The sequence below is a fragment of the Cupriavidus sp. OTU4054 genome, from assembly GCF_038440175.1.
In the GTDB taxonomy this organism is placed as follows: Bacteria; Pseudomonadota; Gammaproteobacteria; order Burkholderiales; family Burkholderiaceae; genus Cupriavidus; species Cupriavidus pauculus_D.
Window position 1 is genome coordinate 286,636 of record NZ_JASATF010000003.1, and the last position, 26,889, is coordinate 313,524.

General features: G+C 67.6%; 26 protein-coding genes. 11 read left to right on the forward strand and 15 right to left on the reverse strand.

What is annotated here, in order from left to right; all coding sequences use genetic code 11:
- Positions 1-196: 196 nt before the first annotated feature.
- The 3 genes from AAHB16_RS06125 (at position 197) to fahA (ending at position 3,479) form a co-directional block, all read left to right on the forward strand.
- Positions 197-586, forward strand: a complete 390-nt coding sequence (locus AAHB16_RS06125; RefSeq protein ID WP_342050359.1) for a helix-turn-helix domain-containing protein — start codon at positions 197-199, stop codon at positions 584-586.
- Between the two features lie 303 nt (positions 587-889).
- Positions 890-2,197 (forward strand): homogentisate 1,2-dioxygenase, encoded by a 1,308-nt coding sequence (hmgA, locus tag AAHB16_RS06130; protein ID WP_150376907.1) that lies wholly within the window; start codon positions 890-892, stop codon positions 2,195-2,197.
- Between the two features lie 25 nt (positions 2,198-2,222).
- Positions 2,223-3,479 (forward strand): fumarylacetoacetase, encoded by a 1,257-nt coding sequence (gene fahA, locus AAHB16_RS06135; RefSeq protein ID WP_150376908.1) that lies wholly within the window; start codon positions 2,223-2,225, stop codon positions 3,477-3,479.
- Between the two features lie 19 nt (positions 3,480-3,498).
- Here the strand turns inward: fahA and AAHB16_RS06140 are convergent, their stop codons facing one another.
- Genes AAHB16_RS06140 through AAHB16_RS06155 form a run of 4 tightly spaced genes read right to left on the reverse strand, consistent with a single transcriptional unit; the run spans position 3,499 to position 6,015 of the window.
- Positions 3,499-4,272, reverse strand: a complete 774-nt coding sequence (locus AAHB16_RS06140; protein ID WP_150376909.1) for an IclR family transcriptional regulator — start codon at positions 4,270-4,272, stop codon at positions 3,499-3,501.
- A gap of 7 nt (positions 4,273-4,279) precedes the next feature.
- The gene (locus AAHB16_RS06145) at positions 4,280-5,347 is read right to left on the reverse strand and encodes an alpha/beta hydrolase (RefSeq protein WP_342050360.1); all 1,068 of its coding nucleotides are present in this window, start codon (positions 5,345-5,347) and stop codon (positions 4,280-4,282) included.
- Between the two features lie 41 nt (positions 5,348-5,388).
- Positions 5,389-5,676 carry a GCG_CRPN prefix-to-repeats domain-containing protein gene (locus AAHB16_RS06150; RefSeq protein WP_191002311.1) on the reverse strand — a complete coding sequence of 96 codons (288 nt, stop codon included), beginning with the start codon at positions 5,674-5,676 and terminating at the stop codon, positions 5,389-5,391.
- 42 nt (positions 5,677-5,718) lie between these two features.
- Positions 5,719-6,015 carry a hypothetical protein gene (locus tag AAHB16_RS06155; protein WP_150376911.1) on the reverse strand — a complete coding sequence of 99 codons (297 nt, stop codon included), beginning with the start codon at positions 6,013-6,015 and terminating at the stop codon, positions 5,719-5,721.
- A gap of 192 nt (positions 6,016-6,207) precedes the next feature.
- Here AAHB16_RS06155 and AAHB16_RS06160 point away from each other — a divergent pair, with 192 nt between their 5' ends.
- From AAHB16_RS06160 to AAHB16_RS06170, 3 genes are all read left to right on the forward strand, one after another.
- Entirely contained in the window at positions 6,208-6,594 is a 387-nt protein-coding gene (locus AAHB16_RS06160; protein WP_150376912.1) for a cupin domain-containing protein, read from the forward strand.
- A 63-nt stretch (positions 6,595-6,657) separates the two neighbouring features.
- Positions 6,658-7,650, forward strand: a complete 993-nt coding sequence (locus AAHB16_RS06165; RefSeq protein ID WP_150376913.1) for a Bug family tripartite tricarboxylate transporter substrate binding protein — start codon at positions 6,658-6,660, stop codon at positions 7,648-7,650.
- Positions 7,651-7,665: 15 nt separating this feature from the next.
- Positions 7,666-8,838, forward strand: a complete 1,173-nt coding sequence (locus AAHB16_RS06170) for an acyl-CoA dehydrogenase family protein (RefSeq protein WP_150376914.1) — start codon at positions 7,666-7,668, stop codon at positions 8,836-8,838.
- A 266-nt stretch (positions 8,839-9,104) separates the two neighbouring features.
- Here the strand turns inward: AAHB16_RS06170 and AAHB16_RS06175 are convergent, their stop codons facing one another.
- Positions 9,105-9,287, reverse strand: a complete 183-nt coding sequence (locus tag AAHB16_RS06175; protein WP_150376915.1) for a glycine zipper 2TM domain-containing protein — start codon at positions 9,285-9,287, stop codon at positions 9,105-9,107.
- A gap of 210 nt (positions 9,288-9,497) precedes the next feature.
- Here AAHB16_RS06175 and AAHB16_RS06180 point away from each other — a divergent pair, with 210 nt between their 5' ends.
- Positions 9,498-11,603 carry a putative bifunctional diguanylate cyclase/phosphodiesterase gene (locus tag AAHB16_RS06180; RefSeq protein ID WP_342050361.1) on the forward strand — a complete coding sequence of 702 codons (2,106 nt, stop codon included), beginning with the start codon at positions 9,498-9,500 and terminating at the stop codon, positions 11,601-11,603.
- Here AAHB16_RS06180 and AAHB16_RS06185 read toward each other — a convergent pair.
- Positions 11,587-11,832 (reverse strand): copper resistance protein CopQ, encoded by a 246-nt coding sequence (locus AAHB16_RS06185; RefSeq protein ID WP_150376917.1) that lies wholly within the window; start codon positions 11,830-11,832, stop codon positions 11,587-11,589. The two genes, AAHB16_RS06180 and AAHB16_RS06185, sit on opposite strands and share 17 nt — an antisense overlap.
- Before the next feature lie 374 nt (positions 11,833-12,206).
- On the opposite strand from AAHB16_RS06185, the gene AAHB16_RS06190 reads away from it, so the two are divergent.
- Entirely contained in the window at positions 12,207-12,515 is a 309-nt protein-coding gene (locus AAHB16_RS06190; protein ID WP_150376918.1) for an H-NS family nucleoid-associated regulatory protein, read from the forward strand.
- On the opposite strand, the gene AAHB16_RS06195 is transcribed toward AAHB16_RS06190, so the two are convergent.
- The 4 genes from AAHB16_RS06195 to AAHB16_RS06210 form a co-directional block, all read right to left on the reverse strand.
- Positions 12,500-13,798 (reverse strand): copper oxidase, encoded by a 1,299-nt coding sequence (locus AAHB16_RS06195; RefSeq protein WP_150377579.1) that lies wholly within the window; start codon positions 13,796-13,798, stop codon positions 12,500-12,502. The genes AAHB16_RS06190 and AAHB16_RS06195 overlap by 16 nt on opposite strands.
- 2 nt (positions 13,799-13,800) lie before the next feature.
- The gene (locus AAHB16_RS06200; protein ID WP_342050362.1) at positions 13,801-15,183 is read right to left on the reverse strand and encodes a TolC family protein; all 1,383 of its coding nucleotides are present in this window, start codon (positions 15,181-15,183) and stop codon (positions 13,801-13,803) included.
- On the reverse strand, positions 15,173-16,345 hold the full coding sequence (locus AAHB16_RS06205) for a hypothetical protein (RefSeq protein ID WP_342050363.1): 1,173 nt from the start codon (positions 16,343-16,345) through the stop codon (positions 15,173-15,175). The genes AAHB16_RS06200 and AAHB16_RS06205 overlap by 11 nt, the downstream gene beginning before the upstream one ends.
- Before the next feature lie 153 nt (positions 16,346-16,498).
- Entirely contained in the window at positions 16,499-16,987 is a 489-nt protein-coding gene (locus AAHB16_RS06210; protein ID WP_342050364.1) for a hypothetical protein, read from the reverse strand.
- A 207-nt stretch (positions 16,988-17,194) separates the two neighbouring features.
- Between AAHB16_RS06210 and AAHB16_RS06215 the strand changes: the two genes are divergently transcribed.
- From AAHB16_RS06215 to AAHB16_RS06225, 3 genes are all read left to right on the forward strand, one after another.
- Complete coding sequence (locus AAHB16_RS06215) at positions 17,195-17,872, forward strand: heavy metal response regulator transcription factor (protein ID WP_150376922.1); 678 nt, start codon at positions 17,195-17,197, stop codon at positions 17,870-17,872.
- 54 nt (positions 17,873-17,926) lie between these two features.
- Complete coding sequence (locus tag AAHB16_RS06220) at positions 17,927-19,360, forward strand: heavy metal sensor histidine kinase (RefSeq protein WP_342050365.1); 1,434 nt, start codon at positions 17,927-17,929, stop codon at positions 19,358-19,360.
- 271 nt (positions 19,361-19,631) lie between these two features.
- The gene (locus AAHB16_RS06225) at positions 19,632-21,818 is read left to right on the forward strand and encodes a heavy metal translocating P-type ATPase (RefSeq protein WP_342050366.1); all 2,187 of its coding nucleotides are present in this window, start codon (positions 19,632-19,634) and stop codon (positions 21,816-21,818) included.
- Between the two features lie 21 nt (positions 21,819-21,839).
- Here AAHB16_RS06225 and AAHB16_RS06230 read toward each other — a convergent pair whose 3' ends face one another.
- Genes AAHB16_RS06230 through AAHB16_RS06250 form a run of 5 tightly spaced genes read right to left on the reverse strand, consistent with a single transcriptional unit; the run spans position 21,840 to position 26,886 of the window.
- A complete protein-coding gene (locus AAHB16_RS06230; RefSeq protein WP_150376924.1) occupies positions 21,840-22,733 on the reverse strand; it encodes a polysaccharide deacetylase family protein in 894 nt (297 codons plus the stop codon).
- 1 nt (position 22,734) lies between these two features.
- Positions 22,735-23,787 (reverse strand): bifunctional UDP-4-keto-pentose/UDP-xylose synthase, encoded by a 1,053-nt coding sequence (locus tag AAHB16_RS06235; RefSeq protein ID WP_150376925.1) that lies wholly within the window; start codon positions 23,785-23,787, stop codon positions 22,735-22,737.
- Positions 23,784-24,722 (reverse strand): formyltransferase, encoded by a 939-nt coding sequence (locus AAHB16_RS06240; protein WP_342050367.1) that lies wholly within the window; start codon positions 24,720-24,722, stop codon positions 23,784-23,786. Before AAHB16_RS06240 ends, AAHB16_RS06235 begins: the two co-directional genes overlap by 4 nt.
- Positions 24,710-25,735 (reverse strand): glycosyltransferase, encoded by a 1,026-nt coding sequence (locus tag AAHB16_RS06245; protein ID WP_342050368.1) that lies wholly within the window; start codon positions 25,733-25,735, stop codon positions 24,710-24,712. Before AAHB16_RS06245 ends, AAHB16_RS06240 begins: the two co-directional genes overlap by 13 nt.
- Positions 25,714-26,886, reverse strand: coding sequence for a DegT/DnrJ/EryC1/StrS family aminotransferase (locus tag AAHB16_RS06250; protein ID WP_342050369.1), 1,173 nt, complete (start codon positions 26,884-26,886; stop codon positions 25,714-25,716). Before AAHB16_RS06250 ends, AAHB16_RS06245 begins: the two co-directional genes overlap by 22 nt.
- Positions 26,887-26,889 lie beyond the last annotated feature (3 nt).

The window sequence follows — 26,889 nt, forward strand, 5'->3', positions numbered from 1 at the left end:
GACATCCCCGTTAGTGTGTGTGCGCAGGCCAATGTTGTGCTGTGTACGCCTTTCGGACTAGAGCCCGGAAGACCGGAAAGCGCCATCATAGGAAATCTGCAAAAGTGTTTCGCAAAGGACCTACGGAACGCTTTACGTGCTCTATACTCGAATGCACGTCCGCGCACTTTTTTTTGACTGGTGACTGGAGACCGACATGAACAGTACAGCCGTGCCAAGAGGCGCTAGCGAACCGTTCCGGCAACTGCGGGCGTTGCGCCGTGCGCGCAAGCTCAAGCAGGAGGACGTCGCCCGTAAGGCCGGGATTTCCCGGGAAGCCTATTTGCGGGCGGAATCGGGTCAAGCCGATCCGCGTATGTCCACGTTCCTCGCCGCGTGCGAGGCGCTGGGGCTCGAGGTGGTGTTAGCGCCTCAGCATCTGGCCGCAGACGTGAATGCATTCATTGCCAGCCGCAATGGCGGCGTCACGGCAGCCTCGATGGCTGGCCAGCCCGCACCGTCGGGCGGCACGCCTTCGAGCTCCGCGCCGTCGTCTGGCGGCTTTGGCGCCGGTTCCGCTACCGGCGAAGGCCACAAGCCCCTGTAATGCCCGGCGCCGCCTCCGGGCGGCCTGGTGACGATTGTCGTCGTTCGCCGGTGCCTCGCGCGCCGGCGGCGTCGCTGCCGCCTCGTGCTGCACCGTGCCGCGTGGGTTTCGTCCGCGCCGCATCAACTCGCCTTCCATTCTGCGTTCCCTTACGCGTTCCCTTACGCGTTCCGCTACGCGTTCCCTTCCGCTTTTCACGCCCCGTTTCATTTCCTCACCCCCACCGGGGATTTGACACGCCTCGCCGTCAAAATTACGATTAGAGAAATTCGTTAATCAATACGTAATTCAGGAGATGCCGCCATGAGCGATGCAAGCGACCTGCGCTATCAGTCGGGCTTCGCGAACGAGTTCGCGACCGAAGCCCTGCCGGGGGCATTGCCGGAAGGCCAGAATTCGCCGCAGCGGGTGCCCTACGGGCTGTACGCGGAGCAGATCTCCGGTACGGCATTCACGGCGCCGCGCGCGCACAACCGCCGCAGCTGGCTGTATCGCATCCGGCCGGGCGCGATGCACCGGCCGTTCGTCCGCATGGACGCGTCGCGGTGGGTCAGCCGTTTCGACGAGGTGCCGCCCACGCCGAACCAGCTGCGGTGGAGTCCGCCGGCCATGCCGTCCGCGCCGACGGATTTCGTGGATGGCATCGTCACCATGGCGGGCAATGGCGGTCCGGCCGATTTCACGGGCTGCGGCATCCATCTCTATCTGGCCAACCGGCCGATGATCGACCGCTTCTTCTACAATGCCGATGGCGAGATGCTGATCGTGCCGCAGCTGGGCCGTTTGCTCGTCGCCACCGAGATGGGGCGGCTCGAGGTCGCGCCGCAGGAGATCGTCGTGATGCCGCGCGGTGTGCGGTTTCGCGTGGAGCTGCCCGATGGCGAGTCGCGCGGCTATATCTGCGAGAACTTCGGCCAGTTGTTCCGGCTGCCCGACCTCGGCGTGCTCGGTTCGAATGGCCTCGCCAATCCGCGCGACTTTCTCTCGCCCGTGGCGAGCTACGAGGATCGCGAAGGGAAGTTCGAGCTCGTGGCCCGGTTTCAGGGCAATCTGTGGCGCGCCGAGATCGACCACTCGCCGCTGGACGTGGTGGCCTGGCATGGCAACTACGCGCCGTACAAGTACGACCTGCGGCGCTTCAACACGATCGGTTCCATCAGCTACGACCATCCCGATCCGTCGATCTTCCTCGTGCTGCAGGCACCGTCCGATACGCCGGGTGTCGATACGATCGACTTCGTGATCTTCGGCCCGCGCTGGCTCGCCGCCGAGCATACGTTCCGGCCGCCCTGGTTCCATCGCAATGTGGCCAGCGAATTCATGGGGCTGATCAGCGGTGTCTACGATGCCAAGGCCGAGGGTTTCATGCCCGGAGGCGCGAGCCTGCACAACTGCATGAGCGGCCATGGCCCGGACGCGGACACGTTCGAGCGCGCGAGCCGCGCGGACACCAGCGCGCCGCACCATGTCACGGACACGATGGCGTTTATGTTCGAGACGCCCACCGTCATTCGCCCGACGCCGTACGCCGCGCAATCCGCGCTGCTGCAGCAGGACTACTACACGTGCTGGCAGGGGTTGCGGAAGCATTTCGACCCGACGCAGCGTTGAATACCAGGAACACGAGACACGCTTCATGACCACGCTCAGCTGGATTCCCTCGGCCAATGACGGCCGCACGCATTTCTCCTTGCAGAACCTGCCGTACGGCATTTTCTCGACGTCCGAGCGTACGCCGCGCGCGGGCGTGGCGATCGGTGCGATGGTGCTGGACCTCGCGGTGCTCGACGAGGCGGGCCTGCTGCCGGCCGCCACGCGCGGCACGTTTGCGCATGCCACGCTCAATCCCTTTATCGCGCTGGGGCGGTCCGCATGGCGCGAGACGCGCGCGCGGCTGACGGCGCTGCTGTCGGAAGGGGATGCCACGCTCGCTGGCGATGCGGCGCTGCGCGAGCGCGCGCTTGTGCCGATGGCCGGCGCGGCGATGCATCTGCCGGTCGATATTCCGGGCTACACGGACTTCTATTCGTCGCGCGAGCACGCGACCAATGTGGGGCGCATGTTCCGCGACCCCGAGAACGCGCTGCTGCCGAACTGGCTCGAGATTCCCATCGGCTACAACGGCCGCGCGAGCTCGGTCGTGGTCAGCGGTACGCCGCTGCATCGGCCCAATGGACAGATCAAGCTGCCGAACGAGGCGCGGCCCGTGTTCGGGCCGTGCCGCAAGCTCGACTACGAACTCGAGATGGGCTTTATCGTCGGCCATCCTTCCGCGCTCGGGGAGCCCATCGATGTGGCCGATGCCCCCGCGCATATGTTCGGCATGGTGTTGCTCAACGACTGGAGCGCGCGCGATATCCAGCAATGGGAGTACGTGCCGCTGGGACCGTTCAACAGCAAGTCGTTCGGCACGTCGATCTCGCCGTGGATCGTCACGATGGAAGCGCTGGAACCGTTCCGCCGCGACAATCCCGCGCAATCGCCGGAACCGCTCGCGTATCTGCGGCAGCAGGGGCGCAATGCGTACGACATCGCGCTCGAGGTGGCGCTGAAGCCCGCCGGGGCGGCCGACGCCACCACGGTGTGCCGCACCAATTTCCGTGCGATGTACTGGACGATGGCGCAGCAGCTGGCGCACCACACGGTGTCCGGGTGCAATGTGCGCGTGGGCGACCTCATGGGCTCGGGCACGATCAGCGGCACGACGCCCGGTGCGTTCGGCAGCCTGCTGGAGACCACGCGCAATGGTGCGGAACCGTTGACGCTGGCCGATGGCGCGCGCCGCGGTTTTCTCGAAGACGGTGACGAGGTCGTGATGACGGGATGGTGCCAGGGCGATGGCTATCGCGTCGGGTTTGGCGAGGTGGCGGGCCGGATCCTGCCCGCGCGCTGACGGCTTCGGTCTCGGGCGATCAGTTCACGCGTTCCAGCGTCGCGCATGCGGTGCGCAGGATTGCCGAGAACCGCTCGATATTCGGTTCGATGCGATACACGGGGCCCGCGATCGAGATCGCATAGCATTCGCCGGACAACCGAACGGGCCATGCGAGCGCGCCCACGTCCGGCATCGACTCGCTGAGGTTGACGAACGCGCCACGCTCTCGCGAGGCGCGCAGTTCCGTTTCGATGTCGTCGGTGGTGGTCAGTGTGCGAGGCGTAAAGCGTTCGAGCGGCAACTGCGCGAGCAGCGCCGCGCGCTCGGTTTCGTCCATGGCCGCAAGCAGGGCCTTGCCGATGGAGTTCGCATGGAGTTCGCGCGCTTCGCCGGCGGTGGCGATATAGCGAATGGCGTGCGGGGATTCGAGGACGTCGAGGTACAGCACCGCGCGGCCTTCGTGCAGCTTGCCGATGACGATGGTTTCGCCGGTGGCTTCGCGCAGCTCGGCCATGGTGTCGTGCACGCGGTCGAGCACGGGGTCGTGGCGGGCGATCTGCTGCGCCATCGCGAGCAGGCGGCCGGTGGGATAGTAGCCCTGGCGCCGGCTCGTTTCGTACAGATACCCGAGCGAGGTCAGCGTGCGGATGAGCGCGAGGCAGCTCGAGGCCGGCACCGCGAGCAGCCGCGCGAGTTCCGAGAGCGACAGGGCGCGCCGCTCGCGCGCGAAGGTCTCGATGATCTCGATGACGCGCAGGGCGGTCTTGACGTTGGCGGAGGCAGCAGGGGGTCTGGACGTCGGCGAATTCATCGGCGAATTATAGGGCCACGCCCGTGGTGCGGCGGATGAACGTCGCGGCCTGGCGGAGGGCGGCACGGGCTTCCGGCAGGAACGGCGCGAAGCATGGCCATGCGTGCGGCATCGCATGCCAGATCGCGAGCTCGGCCGCGCTGCCCGCGCGGCGCAACCGGGAGGCGAGCAGGCGGGCGTCGCGATACATCGTCTCCGCGTCGCTGATCTGGATCTGCAGCGGTGGGAGCCCGTGCAGGTCGGCATGCGCGGGGGAGGCCAGCGCCGGCAGGTCGTGGTCGGCGACTGGCTGGCCGCCATCGCCCAGATACATGCGGGTGGCCATGGCCATCGCGGACTGGGAGAGGGGCAATGCGCCGCTGTTCCGCTGGGTTGCGTGGCTGAGGTCCGCCCACGGCGAAAACAGCACGGCGCCTGCGGGCAGATCGACGCCCGCGTCGCGCAAGGCGACCAGCGTTGCGAGGGCGAGGTTGCCGCCGGCGGAGTCCCCGGCGAGGACGATCGACCAGGGCGCGATGCCGCGCGCCAGCAGCGTGCGATAGGCATGCACGGCGTCGTCGAGCGCGCAGGGGAACGGGTGCTCGGGGGCGAGGCGGTAGTCGAGCGACAGCACGGGCAGCCTGGTCAGGCGCGCGAGCGCCGTCGTGACCGCGCGATGGGTGGCGGAGGAGCCGAAGGCGAACGCGCCGCCATGCAGATAGAGCACCGCGCCGTTCGGCGGCGGCCGCGCACCGCCGCCCCGCGCCGCGATGCCCGCCATCCGATCGGCCGAAGCCGGCTGGCCCGGCGCTCGGGCGGATGCGGGCGCGGTGCCCCGGGGGGCGGCCGGCTCGGTCCACTCGCCCGCGAGTTCGCCATCCGCATGCCGCGACACCCGTGCGCCCCACAAACGAGCGACGAACGCCCCCGGCCGGGCGAGCCGTTCCGTGCGGGCCCGCAAGGCCGGGACGTCGCTCAGCGGTGTCGCGCCATCCGTCACGCCCGCCGCGACCAGTCGTGGCAGCATCCTTACGAGCAGCCGGGCCTGCCAGCTGGCACGGCTGCCAGCATCCGGGGCGGGGGGAATCGTGGCCATGGCGTCGGCTCCTTCGCGATCGTTGGGTTTCGGGTCGTCCATCACTTCCATCCGCCACCGGGCAGCGGCCCGTGGTACGGCGTATCGCGGCAGTGGCCCCACGGGCCGCGCCAGAATCCAATCGGGCAGCCGTTCGGACGCACGGTCACCGCGGGCAGGGCCGGCACCGCGATCGGGTAGACGACCGGCGGCCGCGCATAGCGGCAGTGGCCCCACGGCCCACGCCATCCGCCCGGGCCGCACCCTTCGGCGGCATAGGCGGAGTTGGCGGAGGCGGCCGAGACCAGCAGCAGGCCGGCGACGGCAAGGACGGGCGCGAACGATTTCATGATGGTTCTCCTGCAAAGTCCGGAAACGATCCCAACGATGGCTCAGCGCGTGATCGTGACGGCCGACGCTTCCATTTCCGACTGGGCCTCGCGCAGCAGCGCAATGGCGCGGGCCGCGTGGCCGTTCATGTCGTAGTGGTTGGCACGCTGCGCGGCCTGCATGCGATCGATCGCCTGCTGCGCATGGAAGCTGGCCTGCTCGATGTTCGGATGCCGTGCCATCGCATAGTCGGCGCCGGCGTCGTAGTTGTAGCCGTAGCCAACATCGGCCGTGGCGCAGCCGGAAACGAGGGAAAGGGCCAGTGCGCTGGCGGCAAGGACTGCGTAGGGTTGCGTCATGATGACCTCCGAGGTGTTGGTGTTATCTGGGTCAGCGGGGTCGCCGGCTCGGATGAGTCCATTGTGGGAACGCAGAATGAGCCGAAAATGAGATGACGCCGGGTTCACTCCCGGGTCTCTCAGGGTTCACCCCGTTGACGCTGCTTTTCATATCTATAAAATTGAATTCATAAACATGAAAAAGCGAGCGCCATGACTGACACCTATTTCGTCCGCACCGAAGAGGTCGAGGGCTACCACCCCGCCAACCACGTCGGCACGCTCAACCGCCGCATCATCGGGCGCGAGAACGTCGGCGCCACGCAGATCGAGGTCATCCACGGCACGATCGAGCGCGGCAAGGGCGCGCTGCCCCATGCGCATCCGGGCATCGAGCAGGTCTGCTACATCCTCGAAGGCCGGGCGCGCGCCGAGGTCAACGGCCAGTCGCGCGAGCTGGGTCCCGGCGAATGCTGCTTTTTCCCGGCCGATGCGATGCATGTATTCACCGTGGTCAGCGAAGAACCGGTCAAGCTGCTCGTCATCTACGGCCCCCCTTACGAGGAATCGCCGGATCGCGTGATCCGTCCCGCCGCCTGAGCCCATGCGCTGACCGAACGAGGGTCCGAGACAGGACCCCGACAACAACATCTGGAGACAACCATGCCGAATTTCCGCGTGCGCCGGCTGCTGGCCGCCACCGTCCTTACGCTCGCCGGGCTCCCGGCCCTGATGGTCACGGCCCCGGCGTCCGCCGCCGATGCCTGGCCAAGCCGCCCGCTTCGCCTCGTGGTGCCGTTCGCTGCCGGCAGCGGCACGGACGCGGTGGCGCGCATCACGGCAAAAGAACTCGGCGATGCGCTGGGCCAGAACGTGGTGGTGGACAACCGCCCGGGCGCAAACGGCGCGATTGCCGCCGAACTCGTCGCGCAGGCGGCACCGGACGGCTACACGCTGTTCATGACGACCAACACGACGCATTCGGCGAATCCGTCGCTGATGAAGAAGCTGCCGTACGACCCGATCAAGGATTTCACGCCGGTGGCGCGCATGGGCAACCTGCCGTTCATGCTGGTGATCAATCCGAAGCTGCCCGTCAACAACGTGGCCGAGCTCATCGCCTATGCGAAGTCGCATCCGGGCATGTCGTACGCGAGCGGCAACAGCACGGGCATCGTCTCCGGCGCGACGCTGGGCCGCATGGCCGGCATCGATCTGCTGCACGTGCCGTACAAGAGCACGCCGCCCGCGATGACGGACGTGATCGCGGGGCAGGTGCCGATGATGTTCGTCGATGTGGCGGCCGGCATCGCCAACGTGAAGGCCGGCAAGATGCGCGCGCTCGCGGTCACCACCGCGCAGCGCAGCCGCCTGCTGCCCGATCTGCCCCCGATCGGCGATACCCCGGGCCTCAAGGGGTTCGACATCACGTCGTGGAACGGCGTGTTCGCGCCGGCCAGGACGCCGCAGCCGATCGTGGAGCGGCTCAATCGCGAGCTGTCGAAGATCGCCGGCAGCAAGGAGGTGGCGCCACGCTTCGAGGCACTCGGCTTCGAGGCGTTCGGCCAGACGCCGCAGCAGTTCTCGGGCTTCGTCGCAAGCGAGCTCGTCAAATGGACGAAGCTCGTCAAGGACGCGGGCATCCAGCCTGAATAAGAGGGTGCGACACGCATGAACTTCGAACGAACTTCCGAACAGAACGCGATCGTCGAGGCCGTCGCGCAGTTGTGCGCGGACTTCGGTCCCGATTATTGGGCGGATCTGGACACGCGCCACGAGTTTCCGCATGCGTTCCACAAGGCGATGGCGGGTGCGGGGTGGCTCGGCATCGCGATGCCCGAGCAATACGGCGGCGCGGGGCTCGGCATCACGGAAGCCGCGCTGATCATGCAGACGGTGTCGGCGTCGGGCGCGGGTTTCTCGGGCGCGTCCGCGATCCATATGAACGTCTTCGGGCTCAACCCCGTGGTCGTGTTCGGCAGCGAGGCGCAGCAACAGGCCGCGTTGCCGCCGCTGATCGCGGGCGAGGAGAAGGCCTGCTTCGCGGTGACCGAGCCCGATGCGGGCCTCGACACGACGCGCCTGAAGACGCAGGCCGTGGCCACGGCCGATGGCAGCGCGTACCGCGTGGATGGCCGCAAGATCTGGATCTCCACCGCGCAGGTGGCCACGCGCATGCTGCTGCTCGCGCGTACCACGCCGCTGGACAAGGTGGCCAAGCCCACGCAGGGGCTGAGCCTCTTCTATACGAAGCTCGACCGCGAACGCGTGGAAGTGCGCGAGATCGACAAGATGGGACGCGGCGCCGTCGACTCGAACATGCTGTTCATCGACGGGCTGATGGTGCCCGCCGCGGATCGCATCGGCGAGGAGGGCAGGGGGTTCGAATACATCCTGCACGGACTCAACCCCGAACGCATCCTTATCGCGGCGGAAGCGGTGGGGCTCGGGCGCGCCGCGCTCGAGGCCGCCACGCGCTATGCGCGCGAGCGGACCGTATTCGGACGGCCGATCGGCCAGAACCAGGGCATTCAGCATCCGCTCGCGCAGGCATGGATGGCGCTCGAAGCCGCGGACATGATGGTGTGGAAGGCCGCGTGGCTTTACGACAACGGCAAGCCGTGCGGCGCGGAAGCCAATGCGGCCAAATACCTGGCCGCGGAAGCCGCACATCAGGCCTGCCAGACGGCGGTGCTCACGCTCGGGGGCATGGGCTATGCGCGCGAGTATCACGTGGAGCGCTATCTGCGGGAGTCGTATATCCCGCGCATCGCACCGGTCAGCGCGCAACTGATCCTGTGCCATATCGCCGAACGCGTGCTAGGCCTGCCGAAGTCCTACTAGCACGTGATACGTCGCGCTGCGATAGAAACGGAAAAAGAAAAAGCCCCGGGATATCCCGGGGCTTTCCTTTTGGAGGTTTCCCACGCGCCGCGTCATGCAACAACATGTCGAGCGTAACGCCTTTCAGCGATGAAACACGTAGCGCACGACGCGGCGGTGGCGGTGGACTCTTCCCATCAAGAGCCACACCGCGCAAATCTGGGGGACCCTGCCCGTCCGTCCAGACAGCGGAAAACGTTACAGCCTGCTTGTTCTTTACTTGCCCTTTACTTGCCCAACTCGTGGCCGATCACACCGCCGACCACCGCGCCACCGACCGTACCCGCGGTGCTGCCGCCGGTCAGTTCATGGCCTGCATAGCCGCCGGCAGCAGCGCCACCGAGCGTGCAGCCGGACATCGCCCACACACAAGCGCCCACGGTGAGCGCACCTGCTATTCGCTTCCACATGTTGTGTTCTCCTGTGTTCGCTGCCATGACTGAAGCATAGGCGCCGCCAATGGCGTGGCCTCTCCGACGCACGCCGATTGCCGTGTAGGAATCGTCGGACGTTGCGTATTGCGGGCGCATTGCATGTCAAGCATCGTATTGATATGTTTCAGGCCGCTTGAGTTTGCTGCCGATCCTGCCGATATTGACCTGTCGTCCCGCGCCTTTCCCATGATGTCCTCCAGTTACGACGCGCTTCTCGTCCTGTTCTCGCTGCTTGTCGCAGTCCTCGCGTCGTATACGGCGCTCGATCTCGCCGGGCGCATTGCCACCGCGCGCGGCCTGCAGGCATTCGTCTGGCTGGCGGGCGGGGCCACGGCGATGGGCGTGGGCATCTGGTCGATGCACTTCGTCGGCATGCTCGCATTCCGGTTACCGATTCCACTGGCCTACGATGTGGGCATCACGATCCTGTCGCTGGCCATCGCGATCGGCGCATCGGCATTCGCGCTCTGGCTCGTGCGCGGCGACAACCTGCCTTGGCAACGGTTACTGCTGGGCGCGCTGATACTCGGCGGTGCGATCGCGAGCATGCATTACACGGGCATGGCCGCGCTGCGCATCGAGCCGGGCATTATTTACAACCCGTCGCTGTTCGCGCTTTCCGTGCTGATCGCCGTGGGTGCATCGGCCGCGGCGCTCTGGATCGCATTCCAGCTGCGCCGGAACATGCCGCGCGTGCATCAGCTGCGCCTGGGCGCCGCGGTGATCATGGGCGGCGCGATCGCGTCGATGCACTACACGGGCATGGCCGCCGCGCAGTTTCCGCTGGGCAGCGTCTGCGGTGCAGTGGGCAAGGGTCTGCCCGGCGAGTCGCTCGCGCTGCCGATTCTGGTCATCACGATCTGCGTGCTCGCGGTGGCGCTGATTACCTCGGTGCTCGACATGCGGCTCGAGATGCGGACCGCGATCATGGCGGAGGCCCTTGGCGCGGCCAATCAGGAACTCGAATTCCTCGCGCTGCACGACAAGCTCACGCGCCTGCCCAACCGCGCATTGCTCGACGACCGCTTCAATCAGGCCATTCAGACCAATATGCGCCAGCAGGGCAGTTTCGCGGTGCTGTTCGTCGACCTCGATGGCTTCAAGGGCATCAACGACAGCTACGGTCACCACGTCGGCGATGCGCTGCTGGTGGAAATCGCGGGCCGGTTGCGCACGATCATGCGGTCGGAGGACACCATCTCTCGCGTGGGCGGGGATGAATTCGTGCTGCTGGCGTGGGTGGACGAGCCCGAGGATGCGGGCGTCATTGCCGAGTCCCTGCTGGCCGCGCTGCGCGAGCCCGTCTATGTGGCCGGCATGACATTGCACGTCTCGGCCAGCATCGGCATCGCGGTGCATCCGGCCGATGGCGCCGATCAGGACGCGCTGCTGACCAATGCCGACGCGGCGATGTATCACGCCAAGGCGAGCGGCCGCAATGCGTACTTCTTCTTCGAGCGGTCGATGAACCATCAGGCCCGCGCGCAGCAGACGCTGCTGCAGGATCTGCGCGGCGCGCTCAAGCAGGGGCAGCTGCGCCTGCACTACCAGCCCAAATATGCGGCGGGCGACGGCGCGCTGATCGGCGCGGAGGCGTTGCTGCGCTGGGATCATCCGGTGCAGGGGCTGCTGATGCCGGACCAGTTCATCGCGCTTGCGGAGAAGACCGGCGCGATCGTGCCGATCGGCAACTGGGTGCTCGACGAAGCCTGCCGCCAGCTGGCGGTATGGCATGGGGCCGGGCAGACCGAGCTGTCGATGGCGGTCAACCTGTCCGCCTTGCAGTTCTGCCATGTGGGGATGGTCGATGCCGTGGCGCAGGCGCTCGCGAACCATGGCGTGCCGCCGCCGTCGTTGACGCTCGAGATTACGGAAAGCACCGCGATGCGCGATGTGGAGACGAGCCTGGCCATTCTGACGCGGCTCGACGACATGGGCGTGCGCATCGCGATCGACGATTTCGGTACCGGTTACTCGAGCCTGCTGCACCTCAAGCGCATTCCCGCGAGCGAACTGAAGATCGATCGCGGCTTCGTGCGGGAACTGGAGGAAGACTCGGAAGATGCGGCCATCGTGTCGGCGATCGTCGCACTGGGACGCACACTGAACCTGCAGGTGGTGGCCGAGGGGGTGGAAACTGCCGCGCAGCGCGAGTTTCTCGCGGGGCTGGGCTGCGACGCGCTACAAGGGTATCTGTTCGGCAGGCCCATGCCCGCCGAACAATTTCCCGCCTCGGCCGATCACACCCTGCGGGCGCGCGAGCCCGCCGAAGGGATTACGCACCCCGCGTGAACGGGTCGCGCTGATCGTGCACGCCGCGCGCGCCGTCGGTGAACGGGCTGCGCTGGTCGTTCACGGCGCGGGCGCCGTCGGTATAGATGTCTCGCGCGCCCGTGCGGGCACCGTCGAGGTAGGGATCGGCGGTGCGCGTGCCCGCACCGGCCGCGCTCGCGATGCCGGCCGTGCCGGCCAGCGTGGCGAGCAGAGTGGTGGACAGCAAGACATGCCTGAGATTTCGCATCGTTGACTCCTGTTGGTATTCGCTTCGTCTGCGGGCCGGCACTGCACCGACCCACGAACACAGTCTACGAATCGGCCGGCCACGCGAGCATGACTGCGCCATGACAATGCTGTCATGCCGCAAAATTTGTCAGGATTGACAAAGATGGAAGACGATTGAGGTCGCGCGCATGGCACGGCAGCGATTCTCGCGTTCTTGACCCCACTCGCGAGGGGACTCCGGCGCCAACACGCGGTAGAATGTTTCGCGTTCTTCTCGCATCGCCGGTCGTTCGGATTCTGGTTCTGAGGTTCCCCCCCAGATTTCCCAATCTCCGGTATCCCGTTTTCCCGTTTTCATTCGCCCGCTCCCACACGCGGGCCCCGCATACAGTCATGTCCGAGTCAGATTCCGCCAAGCAAGCCGCCGTGACCTGGATCCACGAGCAGATGGAACATCATGGTCTGACCTTCGAAGATCTGGTCGAGGCCGGATGCTTTGCGGATATCGATGCCGCGGACGCGGATGGCGAATCCCACGACGAGGGCGAAGAGAAAGAGATCAAGGCCGTCGCGCCCGCGCGCGCCACGGCGCTCTACCGCAATGCGATGGGGCAGACCTGGGACGGCACGGGCGAGTACCCGGACTGGCTCCAGCGCGCCGTCAACGCGGGCCAGTCCATCGACTTCTATCGCGTCGACTGAGCTTCCGTATATTCGAACGCCACGGTGCCCTTCGGGTGCCGGTACCAGCCCGGATCGCGATAGTCGTTGGCCGCGAGTCCCTCGCGCACCTTCAGCGTGGTGAACATGCCGCCCATCTCGATCGGACCGAACGGGCCCTGGCCCGACATCATCGGCAGTGTGTTCTCGGGCAGCGGCATCTTCATCGCGCCCATGTCCGCCATGCCGGACTCTCCCATCGCCATGTAGTCGGGCACCAGCGCGCTCATGCGGCTGGCCAGGTCCTTCTGCGGCACGCCGATCATGGTGGGCATGTCATGCCCCATGGCATTCATCGTGTGGTGCGCCTTGTGGCAGTGGAAGGCCCAGTCGCCGGGGTTGTCGGCGATGAACTCGATCGCGCGCATCTGGCCCACGGCCACGTCGGTGGTTACCTCTGGCCAGCGTGCCGACGGCGGCACCCATCCGCCATCGGTGCCCGTGACCTCGAAGCGGTGGCCATGCAGATGGATCGGATGGTTGGTCATCGTCAGGTTGCCCACGCGAATGCGCACGCGATCGCCGAGCCGTACCGGTAGCGTGTCGATGCCCGGAAACACGCGGCTGTTCCACGTCCACATATTGAAGTCGGTCATCTCCGCGACGCGCGGCGTATAGGTGCCGGGGTCGATCGCGTAGGACGCGATCAGGAACACGAAGTCGCGGTCCACGCGCATGCGGCGGCTGTCGCGCGGATGCACGACGATAAAGCCCATCATGCCCATGGCCATCTGCACCATCTCGTCCGAATGCGGGTGGTACATGTAGGTACCCGCGTGTTTCATCTCGAATTCGTAGACGAAGGTCTTGCCTGGCGGGATATGCGGCTGCGAGAGGCCGCCCACGCCGTCCATGCCCGCGGGCAGGATCACGCCGTGCCAGTGCACGGTCGTGTGTTCGGGCAGCTTGTTCGTGACGAAGATGCGCACGCGGTCGCCTTCCACGCATTCGATCGTCGGTCCAGGGCTTTGTCCGTTGTAGCCCCACAGGTGCGCGGTCATGCCGGGCGCCATTTCGCGTTCGACGGGCTCGGCCACGAGGTGGAATTCCTTCCAGCCGTTGCGCATGCGCCAGGGGAGCGTCCAGCCGTTGAGCGTGGCCACGGGTTGATAGGGGCGGCCGTTCGACGGCGCGAGCGGCGGTTGCATGGTCGGGCTTTGCTGCAGCGGTGCCTCGGGCAGCGCGGCGGCGCCGGCGCGCGAGACCATCGCGGCGCCCAGCATGGCGGCGGCGGAGCCGCCGAGAAATTGACGTCGGGAGACCATGGTCATCGTTGTTCGTTGGAGGTGGGGCCCTCGGGCAGGCGGCCGCCGAATGTGCCACCCAGCGCGCCGCGCAGTTCCGCGTCGGCGAGCCAGTAATCGCGCTGGGCGTCGAGGTAGCCGTTGACGGCCGCGATCTGGTCGCGCGCATCGGCCAGCAGTTCGAACACGCTGAGCAGCATGCCGTTGTAGCGCAGCAGGTGTTCGTTGCCGATGCGCTTGCGCAGCGGCACGACCTCGTCGCGATAGTGGCGTGCGACGTCGTAGCGCGCCTGGTACGACGCGTACCGTTCGCGTACCGACGAGCGCGCGGCGATCGCGCGGTCTGCGAGTTGCGCGGCGGCCTGCGTGTACACGGCTTCGGCGCGGGCGACGCGCGCCGTGCCCCAGTCGAACAGCGGTACCTCGATATCGATGCCGTAGCCCGTTTCGCGGCGGCCGTTGTCGCTGTTGTGCAGGTAGCCGACGTCGATCACGCTCACGAAGCGCGTGGCGCGCGTCAGGCCGAGCGAGCGCGCGAGGCTTTCCAGCTGGGCGCGGCCCGCCTGCAGGTCGAGGCGCTGCGCGATGGCATAGCTCTCGAGGTCCTGCATTTCCGGGCGGGTGCCGGGGAGGTCGGGCAGACGCTCCGGCAGGCGGTACTGCCGGGCGTCGTCGCCCCACAGGCCGAGCTGGCGCGTGAGGCGTTCGCGCGCGGAGACCGTGCGTTCGCGGGCGCGCGCGAGTTGCGCGGCGGCGTCGGCGTAGAACGCCTGCTCGCGGGCGTGGTCGAGTGCGCTCATATTGCCGGCGCGGGCCATGTCGCGGGCGAACAGCGCGCCGGTTTCGGCGGTGCGGCGGACCTGTTCGGCATAGCGCATGGCCTGTTCGGCGGCGACGGCCTCTACCCACGCGCGGCGCGTGACTTCGGCATGCCGCAGGACGGCGTCGGCGGCCTGCAGGCGGGCCTGGGCGAAGCGGCTGTCCTCGATGCGCGCGGCAAAGGGGAGCGCCAGCAGGTTCATGACGCCGATGGTGACCGCGCGGTCGATCTTGAGCACGTCGTCGCCGCTTTTGCGGCTGAACGAGAAGCCGGGGTTGGGCAGGCGGGTGGCTTGCACGTAGTCGGCTTCGGCGATGCCGAGATTGGCGAAGCTCGCTTGCAGCGCGGGGCTGTTGAGCAGCGCGACCTGGATGGCGGCGTCGGCGTCGAGCGGCGCGGCAAGCAATTCGCGGGTTCGGGTGCGCGCGGCACTGCGGTCGTCGTCGGTGCGGAGCCATGCGGCGTCCTTGCCGAGGCGTTCGCGCGCGGTGTCGGCGACGGGGGTGAAGCCGCCGTCGGACGAGAACTGCGCGCAGCCGGCGAGCAGGGCGGCGGAGAGGAGGGTGGTGAGGGTTTTAGTGGGCATGCGGGGGCTCCTGCATGGGGGAGGTATGACCGGTGGGCGCGTCATGCCCGCTCGTCGCGTGACCTGCGTGTGGATCCGATGGGGCGCCCATGTCATGGCCCGCGCGTGGATCCGATGGGGCGCCCATATCGTGACCCGCGTGCGGGTCCGGCGCGGTGCCCATGTCACGGCCCGCGCGTGGATCCGATGGGGCGCCCATATCGTGACCCGCGTATGGGTCCGGCGCGGCGCCCATGTCATGGCCCGCATGCGGATCGGGCGCGGCGCCCATGTCATGGCCCGCATGCGGATCGGGTGCGGCGGTCATGTTATGACCCGCATGCGGATCGGGCGCGGCGCTCATGTTATGACCGGCATGCGCGTCCGGTGCAGCGCTCATGTCGTGACCCGCATGCGGATCGGGCGCGGTGGTCATGTTATGACCGGCATGCGCGTCCGGTGCGGCGCTCATGTCGTGACCCGCGTGGAGATCGGGCGCGGGGCTCATGTTGTGACCCGCATGCGGATCGGGTGCGGCGGTCATGTTGTGGCCCGCGTGTGGATCGGGTGCAGCGGTCATGTTGTGGCCCGCGTGTGGGTCGGGCGCGGCGGTCATGTTGTGGCCCGCGTGTGGATCGGGCGCGGCGGTTATGTTGTGGCCCGCGTGTGGATCGGGTGCGGCGGTCATGTTATGACCCGCATGCGGATCGGGTGCGGCGGTCATGTTGTGGCCCGCGTGTGGGTCGGGCGCGGCGGTCATGTTGTGGCCCGCGTGTGGATTGGGTGCAGCGGTCATGTTGTGGCCCGCGTGTGGGTCGGGCGCGGCGGTCATGTTGTGGCCCGCGTGTGGGTCGGGCGCGGCGGCCATGTTGTGGCCCGCGTGTGGGTCGGGCGCGCTGGTCATGTTGTGGCCCGCGTGTGGGTCGGGTGCCGTGGCCATGTTGTGGCCGGCGTGCGCGGGCATTGACGATGCGACGCGCGTGTTCGACTGGCGCCAGCCGGCGATGGCCACGGGCGCGAATGGGATGTAGCCGTCGAGCGCACCGACGGCGGGCAAGGGCGGCACCGGCGCGCGCGGGTCGAGCGGATCGGGCGCGCCGGCCGTGCCAGACGGCTGTGCCGCGGCGTGCGTGGCGGCGGACAGCATCAGGCTGGCAATTGCCAGAAGACGCATGGCTTGCATGAAAGACCTCGAGTTCAGGGCGACGCGTGCAATGCGTCAGCGAGACCAACAGGAGCACGTCCGCCGGATAGCGAACGCATGCAGGCGCAGCCAGCGGCCCCGCACCGCGCGCAACTCAGGCGCGCCGTGCGTGCGATGGACGCACCTCGGGTGTCAGCAGACGGGAGTAGGCGGGCGCTCGGCCGGCAGGGGGAGGTAGCTCGCGAATGCGGCAGGCGCCGCGAGCGGTGCGGCATGACGCTGGTGAATCAGCGCCACGGCGGGAATTTCAGGCAGCAGCATCGCACCGGCCGCACAGGCCGCACACGCGCTGCACATGCCACCGGCATGATGGCCGGCATGTGAAGCATGCGTGCCGATCGGCAGCGCGGAGGCACTGCCATCGCGGTCCTTGTCGCCGGCATCGTGCCAGACCGGCTGGTCCTCGGCTTCGCTGACGCCCTGCATATGGCAATGCGCGTGCGTGGCATCCATGCCGATCTCCGCCTCGGCTTCCGCCTTGACGGCCGCATGGCGCTCCGTCATCGACAGGCCCGCCGCTTCCGCCGCGCTGCACACCATCATGACTGCCGCCGCGGCACCCTGGATCGGGAGCGCGAACATGGCAAGACACAACAGGAAACTGGCGAACAGACGTTTCATTACAGGCGGCAGAAACCGGAGCAAGATGCGCGAAAAGGACAGCGGGCATTGTACCGGGTTTGCACGGATAGAAACGGCGCCGGAACGTGACATTTCTGCAATGTATGGCCCTCCCGGCGATTCCTCGGCTATCGTGCGGTTCTGAACAACGGAAACACGGGCACGCTGCCTATGATGGAAGGGCAAAGTGCCAATGAGTGATTGTCAATGCGCATCCTGATCGTGGAAGACGAACCCAAGGCGGGCGATTACCTGCTGAAGGGACTGACCGAATCCGGCTTCGTGGCCGACCTCGCGCGCGATGGCGTCGATGGACTCGCGCATGCGCGCGAGCATCACTACGACCTGATCGTGCTCGACGTGATGCTCCCGGTCGTGGATGGCTGGCAGGTGCTGCGCGAACTGCGGCGCGACAAGGACACCCCCGTGCTGTGCCTGACCGCGCGCGACGAACTGTCGGACCGGCTGAAAGGCCTCGAGCTCGGCGCCGACGACTATATGGTCAAGCCGTTCGCGTTCGCGGAACTGGTCATGCGCATCCGCACGATCCTGCGCCGCGGCCCGCTGCGCGAGAGCGAGTTCATGGAAGTGGCCGACCTCCAGATCGACGCGATCCGCCGCCGCGTGACGCGCGCGGGCCAGCGTATCGACCTCACGTCCAAGGAGTTCGCGCTGCTGCAACTGCTGGCGCGCCGGCGCGGCGAAGTCCTGTCGCGCTCCCTCATCGCCTCGCAGGTGTGGGACATGAACTTCGACAGCAATACCAACGTGGTCGATGTCTCGATCCGCCGCCTGCGGGCCAAGGTGGACGACCCTTTCCCGCGCAAGCTGATCCATACGCGCCGCGGCATGGGTTATGTACTCGACGACGTGGACGAATCCTGAGTGCGGGGCGGCGTGAGTGACGAGATTCCCGCGACGCCGCATCGGACCGCGCACATGAGCTGGCTGCGCCGGCGCATGTCGTCGCTGACCGCGCGCCTGGCGCTCGCCTATGGACTGACGACCGTGCTGATCCTGATCGGCGTGGCCGCCTACCTGTCGAGCGCGCTCCAGAGCCAGCTGGAAGGCCATGCGGACAGCGAACTCGTGAGCGAGGTCCTGCGCGTGCGGCACGTGCTGCGCGAGGTGGAAAGCGAAACCGAGATCCGCGCGGACACCCATCGTTTTGCCGATATCGCCATGGGCCACGAGGGCCTGATCCTGATCGTGCGCACACGCGACGGCGAGCCGCTGATCACCCTCAACCCGCGCAACGAGACGCTGCCGCCCCTGCGCGTGCACGCGGCCAACGTGACGCCCGACCGTGGGATGCTCGAGTCATGGCGCCCGCGCAATGGCACGCCGTCGCGCGGGCTGGCCGCGCTGGGCGAGGTCGGCACGACGGGCCGGACCGTGGAGATCCTCGTGCTCAGCGACGCGGGCTCCCGTTTCGCGCTGATGCGCGAGTATCGCGGGCAGGTGCTCGGCGCCACCCTGTGCGGCGCGATCGTCGCGGCCGCGCTCGGCTTTCTGCTGGCACGGCGCGGGCTGCTGCCGCTGCGGCGCATGGCCGATGACGCCGCGGCCGTGACCACGAGCCGGCTGGCGACGCGGCTCGACGTCGGCAACGCGCCCGAGGAGTTGCGCGAACTCGCCGGCGCGCTCAACGACATGCTTGCGCGCCTGCAGGACAGCTTTACGCGGCTCTCCACGTTCTCGGCCGACCTCGCGCACGACTTCCGCACGCCCATCAGCAATCTGGTCGGACAGACGCAGGTCACGCTCGCGCAGCGGCGCAGCCCCGCCGAATACGAAGCGCTGCTCGAGTCGAACCTCGAGGAGTTCGAGCGGCTGTCGCGCATGATCGAGAACATGCTGTTCCTCGCGCGCGCCGACCACGCGCAGGTGGCGCTCGACCAGCGGCAACTCGACGCGCGCGCGGAGCTCGACAAGGTGGCCGAGTATTTCGACGCGGTGGCGGCCGAGCGCGACCTGACACTGACGATCTCGGGTGCGGCCATGATCAATGCGGACCAGACACTGCTGCGCCGCGCGGTCACGAACCTGCTCGACAATGCGCTGCGGCACGCGCCCGTGGGCAGCACGGTCCGGCTGGCCGTGCTGCGCGCGCGGCCCGGCCATACGGGCATTTCCATCGCCAACGCTGGGCCCGCCATCGAGGCGGAGGCCCTGCCGCAGCTCTTCGGGCGATTCTTCCGCGCCGATCCGTCGCGGCGCAATTCGGCGACCTCCACCGGGCTGGGCCTGGCGATCGTCGATTCGATCATGCGGCTGCATGGGGGGAGCGTGTCCGTGCGCAGCCAGGAGGGGCTGACCGAGTTCGAGCTGCTGTTCCCCGATACGGGACCGTTTCCGAAAGGAACGGTTTAAGGACGGCTTGACTCTGTAGCGGCTACAGGGTCTTCAATGGATTCCATCTTGGCTCACCCCCTTCCGGAATCACGTTATGGCCCGGCACCCGGCACAGGACACGCATCGCGATCATGATCACGCCGCTCATGGGCACGATCATCACGCGCATGACCACCACGATCATGGAGGTCACGACGACCATGGCGGACACGAGCATTGCGGTCATGGGCACGAAGCTGCACCTGTAGCGCCCGTCTCCGCCTGCTGCGGCGGCGGTTGCGGCACGCCCGTGACACCCGCCCGCACGCCCGTCGAGGCCCCGGCCGGCACCCGTGCCGCGCGCTACCGCATCGCGGCCATGGACTGCCCCACCGAGGAAACGCTGATCCGCAACAAGCTCGGCGGCATGGCCGGCGTGGCGGCGCTCGATTTCAACCTGATGCAGCGCGTGCTGACGGTCCACCACACGCTGGACGAGACCGACGTCGTGGTGCGCGCCATCGGCACCCTCGGCATGCAGGCCGAACCGCTCGCCGATGCGGAGGCCGGGGTAGGTGCCGAGGGAGCGCCGGCGGAAGCCGCCGCGCCATGGTGGCCGCTCGCGCTGGCCGGCGCCACCGCGCTGGGCGCCGAGGCGGCCGAATGGTTCGGCATTGCCACGCCATGGTTACCCGCCGCGCTGGCCCTCGCGACCATCGCGATCTCGGGCCTCGGCGTGTACCGCAAGGGCTGGATCGCCCTGCGCAATGGCAATCTCAATATCAACGCGCTGATGAGCATCGCCGTGACGGGCGCCGCGCTGATCGGCCAATGGCCCGAGGCCGCGATGGTGATGGTGCTGTTCGCGGTGGCGGAGCGCATCGAAGCCGCATCGCTCGACCGCGCGCGCAATGCCATTCGCGGGCTGATGGCCATGACGCCCGAGCAGGCCGTGGTGTTGCAGCCCGACGGCAGCTGGCAGCCCGTGACGGCGCGCGACGTGGCCGTCGGCGCCCGCGTGCGGCTGCGCCCGGGCGAGCGCGTGGCGCTGGACGGGCGCGTCGTGCGGGGCCAGTCCGCGTTCGATCAGGCCCCGATTACGGGCGAGAGCGTGCCGGTGGACAAGACTGTGGGCGATCCGCTCTACGCGGGTGCGATCAACCAGTCGGGCGAGATCGAGTACGAAGTCACCGCGCCCGCGAGCGATTCGACGCTCGCGCGCATCATCCACGCCGTGGAAGCCGCGCAGGGCAGCCGCGCGCCCACGCAGCGCTTCGTCGATCGGTTTGCGCGCATCTACACGCCGGCGGTCTTCGCGATCGCCGTCCTGGTGGCGGTGGTGCCGCCGCTGGCAACGGGCGCGGGGTGGCAGGAATGGATCTACAAGGCGCTGGTGCTCCTGGTCATCGCCTGCCCGTGCGCGCTCGTGATCTCGACGCCCGTGACCATCGTCAGCGGCCTGGCCGCCGCCGCGCGGCGCGGCATTCTCGTCAAGGGCGGCGTGTATCTGGAGCAGGGGCGCGACCTCGCATGGCTCGCGCTGGACAAGACCGGCACGCTCACGCACGGCAAGCCCGCGCAGACCGATATGGCGAGCCTTGTCGATGAGACGCACGATGGCGCATCGGCCGGCACGCGGGCCCGCGCCATCGCGGCCAGCCTTGCCGCGCGGTCCGATCACCCCGTCTCGCGCGCGGTGGCCAATGCCGCCGCCAGCGATGGGGTGGCGTTGAGGGAAGTTGCCGAATTCGAGGCGCTACCGGGTCTGGGCGTGCGCGGGCGTATCGATGGCGTGCAGTATTGCCTGGGCAATCATCGATTGATTCACGACCTCGGCGCGTGCTCGCCGGCGCTCGAGGCCCGCCTCGAGGCGCTCGAGCGGCAGGGCAAGACCGTGGTGCTGCTCGCCACGATGGCGCCGAAGCCCGACGCGACAATGCTGTTCGGCGTGGCCGATACGGTGCGCGAGACGAGCCGCCAGGCGATCGAGGAACTGCACGCGCTCGGCATTCGCACGCTGATGCTGTCCGGCGACAACCCGCACACGGTTGCGGCCATCGGCGCGCAGGTCGGTATCGACGAGGTGCGTGGCAACCAGATGCCCGGCGACAAGGCCGATGCGATTGCCGCGCTCGCGGACAAGACGCACTCGGGCGGACGCAAGGTGGCGATGGTCGGCGACGGCATCAACGACGCCCCCGCGCTGGCGCGGGCCGACATCGGGTTTGCAATGGGCGCGGCCGGAACCGATACCGCCATCGAGACTGCCGATGTCGCGTTGATGGACGACGATCTGCGCAAGATTCCGGCGTTCGTGCGGCTCTCGCGCCGGACGTCGGCCATCCTGCGCCAGAACATCGCGCTGGCGCTCGGTATCAAGGTGGTATTCCTCGCGCTGACCGTCATGGGCATGGGCACCATGTGGATGGCGGTGTTCGCCGATATGGGCGCGAGCCTGCTGGTGGTGTTCAACGGCCTGCGGCTGACACGCCGTTGAACGGAGCAGGTTGGAGGCCGCTCAGGGCTGGATGATCAGCTCGCCGCTGCGGCCTTCGATCTCGCCCCACGTCACCGGCAGCCGCGGCAGCGTCGAACGGTCGAGGTGGCGGTACCACGTGGCCATCGAGACCAGCTCGTGGCCCTGCGCGCGCCAGCCGGCCAGCAGCTTCTCGAACACGGGGGCCAGCTTGCCGCCCTCGAGTTCGGTGTGCAGCGTAAAGACATGGTCGCGCGGATCGGCCTCGGTCTGGCGCAGGATCGCTTCGTGCACGTTCTCTTCGGTCCAGCCGTCCACGCCGATCAGCTCGTCGAGCGTTGGCAGTGTGGTCGGCATCTGCACGTGGCGGCACGCCACGCCATCGACGGTCGGGATATACGGCGTCACGCCGCGGCCGTCGGACGCATAGGCCATGCCCCAGTCGTCGATCTGGCGGAACGCCTCGTCGTTCATCTGCCAGCCCGCCGCGCCATGCGTGGGCGGCGCCTCGCCGAAGATTTCGCCGTAGCGGTCGAACGCGTTCTGCATCTGGCGGCGCGTCCAGGCCGCATCGCGGCCGCGCACGTTGTCCTGCCAGTAGACGTGGTCCCACGTATGGATGCCGCACTCATGTCCCGCGGCGCGCGCGGCACGCATCTCGGCGGCGCCCTTGCGGCCGATGTCCGGCGCCGGCAGCAGCACGCCGTACATCAGCGTGCGCACGCCATACAGCGAGACCACCGAGGTGCGGGACACCTTCTTCAGAAAGCCGGGCCGGAACACGCGCCGCAGCGCCCAGCCCGTGTGATCGGGGCCGAGGCTGTAGAGGAACGTGGCCTGCGCCCGCGCGGCGGACAGCATCGACAGCAGCTTCGGCACACCTTCGCGCGTGCCGCGCAGCGTATCGACGTCGACCTTGAGCGCGATGCGGCCCATATCAGTTCGCGGAGTCCACGAGGGTGCGGGCTTCCACGACCTTGCCGCGGTATGCCTCGAAGATGCGGCGCAGCGCGTCTTCCATCGTCACCTCGGGCTTCCAGCCCAGTTCCTGGATCGTGTTGTCGATCTTCGGCACGCGGTGCTGCACGTCCTGATAGCCCTTGCCGTAGAAATCGCCCGACGACGTCTCGACGATCTGCGTCTTGCGCGCTTCGTCGGCGTACTCGGGGTAGTCGGCGGCCATTTGCAGCATCATCTCGGCCAGTTCACGCACCGAGTGGATATTGGCGGGGTTGCCGATATTGAAGATCTTGCCGCTGGCGACGCCGTCCTTGTTCTCGATGATCTGCATCAGCGCGCTGATACCGTCCGAGATATCGGCGAACGCACGCTTCTGCTCGCCACCGTCCACGAGCTTGATCGGTTCGCCGCGCACGATATGGCCGAGGAACTGCGTGACCACGCGCGACGAGCCTTCCTTCGATTCGAAGATCGAGTCGAGGCCGGCGCCGATCCAGTTGAACGGGCGGAACAGCGTGTAGTTGAGGCCTTGTTCCATGCCGTAGGCGTGGATCACGCGGTCCATCAGTTGCTTGGAGCAGGCGTAGATCCAGCGCGGCTTGTTGATCGGGCCGTAGATCAGCGGCGAAGCTTCCGGATCGAACTCTTCGTCGGCGCACATGCCGTAGACCTCGGACGTCGACGGGAACACGAGGTGCTTGCCGTACTTCACGGCGCTGCGCACGATGGGCAGGTTGGCCTCGAAATCCAGTTCGAACACGCGCAGCGGGTTGCGCACGTACGTGGCCGGCGTGGCGATGGCCACGAGCGGCAGGATCACGTCGCACTTGCGGATGTTGTACTCCACCCACTCCTTGTTGATGGTGATGTCACCCTCGGAGAAGTGCATGCGCGGGTGCTCGATCAGCTCGCCCAGTCGGTCCGACGACATGTCCATGCCGTAGACCTCCCAATTCGTCGTTTCCAGGATGCGGCGCGTCAGGTGGTGGCCGATGAAGCCATTGACGCCAAGAATCAGGACCTTTTTCATCGGTTTTCCTCGTTGGGCAGAACGGTAATAAGAGAAGCGAATTCGGATGGGGTGACGGCAACGCCGTCGTCCGCGCTGCGGCCTTGCAGCAGCGTCTGGATATCGAGCAGGCCCCCGTCGCCGCAGACGGCGACGATGCGGCCGTCGCGCACGTGCAGGCCAGGCGACAGGGCACCGGCACCGGCACCAGAGATACGGCGTGCGCGCGCGACCACGAAGCGGCGGCCGCCCAGATCGGTGAAGGCGCCGGGGTAGGGCGGCGCCACCGCCCGAATCAGGTTATAGACGTCCGCCGCCGGCTGCCGCCAGTCGATGCGGCCATCCTCGGGCTTGCGCCCCGAATAATAGCTGCCCTCGGCCAGCACGTTGGGGCGTTGCGGCGTGTGGCCCGCGATCATCGCGGGCAGCGCGCGCCACAGCGTCTGTTCGGCCGCCACGGTGACCTTCTCGAAGACTTCGCCAGCCGTGTCGTCGGGCAGGATCGGTACCGCGGTCTGGTCGACGATAAAGCCCGCGTCGGGCTTGGCTTCCATCGCGTGAAGCGTGGCGCCGGTTTCCGTCTCGCCGTGCAGCACGGCCCAGTTCACCGGCACGCGGCCGCGATACTTCGGCAGCAGCGAACCGTGCATGTTGAACGCGCCGCCCGGCGCCACCGCGAGCAGCGCGGCGGGGATCATCGAGCGGTAGTAGAAGGAGAAGATGACGTCGGGCGCGGCATCGCGCACGGCCTGTGCCAGCGCGGGATCGGCCGGATCCTCGCCATAGACGAACGGCACGCCGAGCTCGGCGGCGGTGTCCGCCACGCGGCGGAACCAGATGTTCTCGTCGGGCCGGTCGCGATGCGTGACGACGAGCGCGACGTCCACGCCGCGCGCATGCAGCACGCGCAGGCAGCGGTCGCCGACGTTGTGGTACGCAAAGACTACCGCTCGCACGAGGCTGCCTCCACATCGTTGCTGGCGGCGCCATCGCGGCCGCCCGCGCCAGCCGCGCCGCCGGTGCGTTCGAGCACGGCCTGGATACGGTAGCGCGGACGATCGCGGACTTCCTGATAGATGCGGCCGACGTACTCGCCGAGCAGGCCGATGCCGAACAGCATGATGCCCATGAGGAAGAACGTCAGGGCGAACAGCGTGAACACACCCTGCACTTCCGAGCCGAGGATGAAGCGCCGGATCAGCAGCACCACGAACAGTCCGGCGGACGACAGCGACAGGATCGTGCCGATGGCCGAGAACCACTGCAGCGGCACGATCGAGAAGCCGGTGACGAGGTCGAAGTTCAGGCGGATGAGCTGATACAGCGAGTACTTCGACTCGCCCGCATGGCGCTGCTCGTGGCCGACCTCGATCTCGATCGGGTTCGACGAGAACGTGTACGCCAGTGCCGGGATGAACGTGTTGACCTCGCGGCACGCGTTGATCGTGTCGATCACGTTGCGGTCGTAGGCGCGCAGCATGCAGCCCTGGTCCGTCATGCGGATCTTGGTGATCTTCTCGCGCAGGCGGTTCATCGCGCGCGACGCATAGCGGCGGAACGCGGTGTCGTTGCGCTGGCGGCGGACGGTGCCGACATAGTCGTGGCCCTCGCGCATCTTCTCGACCAGGCGCGGGATCTCTTCCGGCGGGTTCTGCAGGTCCGCGTCGAGCGTGATCACGATGCGGCCGCGCGTATGCTCGAAGCCCGCGAGAATCGCCATGTGCTGGCCGAAATTGCCGTTGAACAGGATCACGCGCGTCACATCGGGACGCTTGTGATACTGCGCGGCCAGCATCTGCGGCGAGCGGTCGGCGCTGCCGTCGTTGATGAAGATGATCTCGTACGACGTCCCCAGGGCATCGAGCGCCGGATAGAGGCGGTCGAACAGTGCCTGCAGACCGTCTTCCTCGTTGTAGACCGGAATGACGACCGAGACTTCGACCGGGCTTAGTGAGAGAGGCGTTTGCATGTGTCGGTAAAGATTTCGCATACCCGCTCGACGTCGGCAGGCTGCATCGCGGGGAACAGCGGGAGCGTGACGATTCCCTGGCCGATACGTTCGGCATGCGGGAGCATGCCTTCGCGCCAGCCCAGGGAGCGGTAATGGGTGAACAGGTGCACGGGAGGGTAATGCACGCCCGTGCCGATGCCGCGTTCGCGCATCGCTTCCATGAACTGGCGGCGCGCGGTGGCGGGGCCGCCGGCCATGCGCGCGGTGGGCAGCACGACCTGGAACATGTGCCAGTTGGTGGTGGCGGCGTCACGGTCGATCGGCAGCGGCAGTTCGGCGCCGAGGTCCTCGAAGCCGGCCGTCGCGCCAAAGCACTGGAAGTACGTCTCCGCGAGCATCGCGCGGCGCGCGGTAATCGCGTCCAGCTTTCCTAGCTGCTGCAGGCCGACCACGGCATTGACGTCCGTGAGGTTGAACTTGCCGCCGGGCTCCTCGACGTCCATGCCGTCCATGCCCGTGCGGATGACGCCCTGCAGGCGCAGGCGCTCGGCGCGCTGCGCTTCGTCGGGCGAGTTCATGACCAGGCAGCCGCCTTCGATGGTCGTGATGTTCTTGTTGGCCTGGAAGCTGAAGCTGACGAGGTCACCGAACGCGCCGATGCGGCGGCCGCGCCAGCGCGAGTCGATCGCCTGCGCGGCATCCTCGATCACGCGCAGGCCGTGGCGGTTCGCGATCGCGTACAGGCGGTCCATATCGACGGGCAGGCCCGACAGGTAGACCGGCATGATGGCGCGCGTGCGCGGCGTGATCGCGGCTTCCACGGCATCGAGGTCGAGGTTGCGCGTGCGCGGGTCGATATCGACGAAGACGGGGCGCGCACCGACGGCGAGCACCACGTTGGCGGTGGCGACCCACGTGATCGGCGTGGTGATGACCTCGTCGCCCGGGCCGATGTCGGCGATGCGCAGCGCGATCTCCATCGTGGCGGAGCCGTTGGCGAACGTGCGCACCGGCCGGCCGTCGAACAGCGCCGACAGCGCGGCCTCGAACGCCTGCATCTTCGGGCCGGAGGTGATCCAGCCGGATGCCAGCACCTTGCCGACCTCGGCAATGGCCTCGGCATCGATGTCGGGCCGCACGAACGGCAGGAACTCGTGTGAAGCGGTCATCGT

Coding starts and splice junctions, on each gene's coding strand:
- AAHB16_RS06195 (WP_150377579.1), bottom strand. CDS start 13,798: ATGGTCTCCCGACGTCAATTTCTCGGCGGCTCCGCCGCCGCCATGCTG.
- AAHB16_RS06245 (WP_342050368.1), bottom strand. CDS start 25,735: ATGCAAACGCCTCTCTCACTAAGCCCGGTCGAAGTCTCGGTCGTCATT.
- AAHB16_RS06200 (WP_342050362.1), bottom strand. CDS start 15,183: ATGCCCACTAAAACCCTCACCACCCTCCTCTCCGCCGCCCTGCTCGCC.
- AAHB16_RS06185 (WP_150376917.1), bottom strand. CDS start 11,832: ATGCGAAATCTCAGGCATGTCTTGCTGTCCACCACTCTGCTCGCCACG.
- AAHB16_RS06140 (WP_150376909.1), bottom strand. CDS start 4,272: ATGAATTCGCCGACGTCCAGACCCCCTGCTGCCTCCGCCAACGTCAAG.
- AAHB16_RS06210 (WP_342050364.1), bottom strand. CDS start 16,987: ATGAAACGTCTGTTCGCCAGTTTCCTGTTGTGTCTTGCCATGTTCGCG.
- AAHB16_RS06230 (WP_150376924.1), bottom strand. CDS start 22,733: ATGGGCCGCATCGCGCTCAAGGTCGACGTCGATACGCTGCGCGGCACG.
- AAHB16_RS06215 (WP_150376922.1), top strand. CDS start 17,195: ATGCGCATCCTGATCGTGGAAGACGAACCCAAGGCGGGCGATTACCTG.
- AAHB16_RS06165 (WP_150376913.1), top strand. CDS start 6,658: ATGCCGAATTTCCGCGTGCGCCGGCTGCTGGCCGCCACCGTCCTTACG.
- AAHB16_RS06160 (WP_150376912.1), top strand. CDS start 6,208: ATGACTGACACCTATTTCGTCCGCACCGAAGAGGTCGAGGGCTACCAC.
- AAHB16_RS06155 (WP_150376911.1), bottom strand. CDS start 6,015: ATGACGCAACCCTACGCAGTCCTTGCCGCCAGCGCACTGGCCCTTTCC.
- fahA (WP_150376908.1), top strand. CDS start 2,223: ATGACCACGCTCAGCTGGATTCCCTCGGCCAATGACGGCCGCACGCAT.
- AAHB16_RS06205 (WP_342050363.1), bottom strand. CDS start 16,345: ATGCAAGCCATGCGTCTTCTGGCAATTGCCAGCCTGATGCTGTCCGCC.
- AAHB16_RS06220 (WP_342050365.1), top strand. CDS start 17,927: ATGAGCTGGCTGCGCCGGCGCATGTCGTCGCTGACCGCGCGCCTGGCG.
- AAHB16_RS06150 (WP_191002311.1), bottom strand. CDS start 5,676: ATGAAATCGTTCGCGCCCGTCCTTGCCGTCGCCGGCCTGCTGCTGGTC.
- AAHB16_RS06190 (WP_150376918.1), top strand. CDS start 12,207: ATGTCCGAGTCAGATTCCGCCAAGCAAGCCGCCGTGACCTGGATCCAC.
- AAHB16_RS06250 (WP_342050369.1), bottom strand. CDS start 26,886: ATGACCGCTTCACACGAGTTCCTGCCGTTCGTGCGGCCCGACATCGAT.
- AAHB16_RS06170 (WP_150376914.1), top strand. CDS start 7,666: ATGAACTTCGAACGAACTTCCGAACAGAACGCGATCGTCGAGGCCGTC.
- AAHB16_RS06180 (WP_342050361.1), top strand. CDS start 9,498: ATGATGTCCTCCAGTTACGACGCGCTTCTCGTCCTGTTCTCGCTGCTT.
- AAHB16_RS06145 (WP_342050360.1), bottom strand. CDS start 5,347: ATGGCCACGATTCCCCCCGCCCCGGATGCTGGCAGCCGTGCCAGCTGG.
- AAHB16_RS06125 (WP_342050359.1), top strand. CDS start 197: ATGAACAGTACAGCCGTGCCAAGAGGCGCTAGCGAACCGTTCCGGCAA.
- AAHB16_RS06175 (WP_150376915.1), bottom strand. CDS start 9,287: ATGTGGAAGCGAATAGCAGGTGCGCTCACCGTGGGCGCTTGTGTGTGG.
- hmgA (WP_150376907.1), top strand. CDS start 890: ATGAGCGATGCAAGCGACCTGCGCTATCAGTCGGGCTTCGCGAACGAG.
- AAHB16_RS06235 (WP_150376925.1), bottom strand. CDS start 23,787: ATGAAAAAGGTCCTGATTCTTGGCGTCAATGGCTTCATCGGCCACCAC.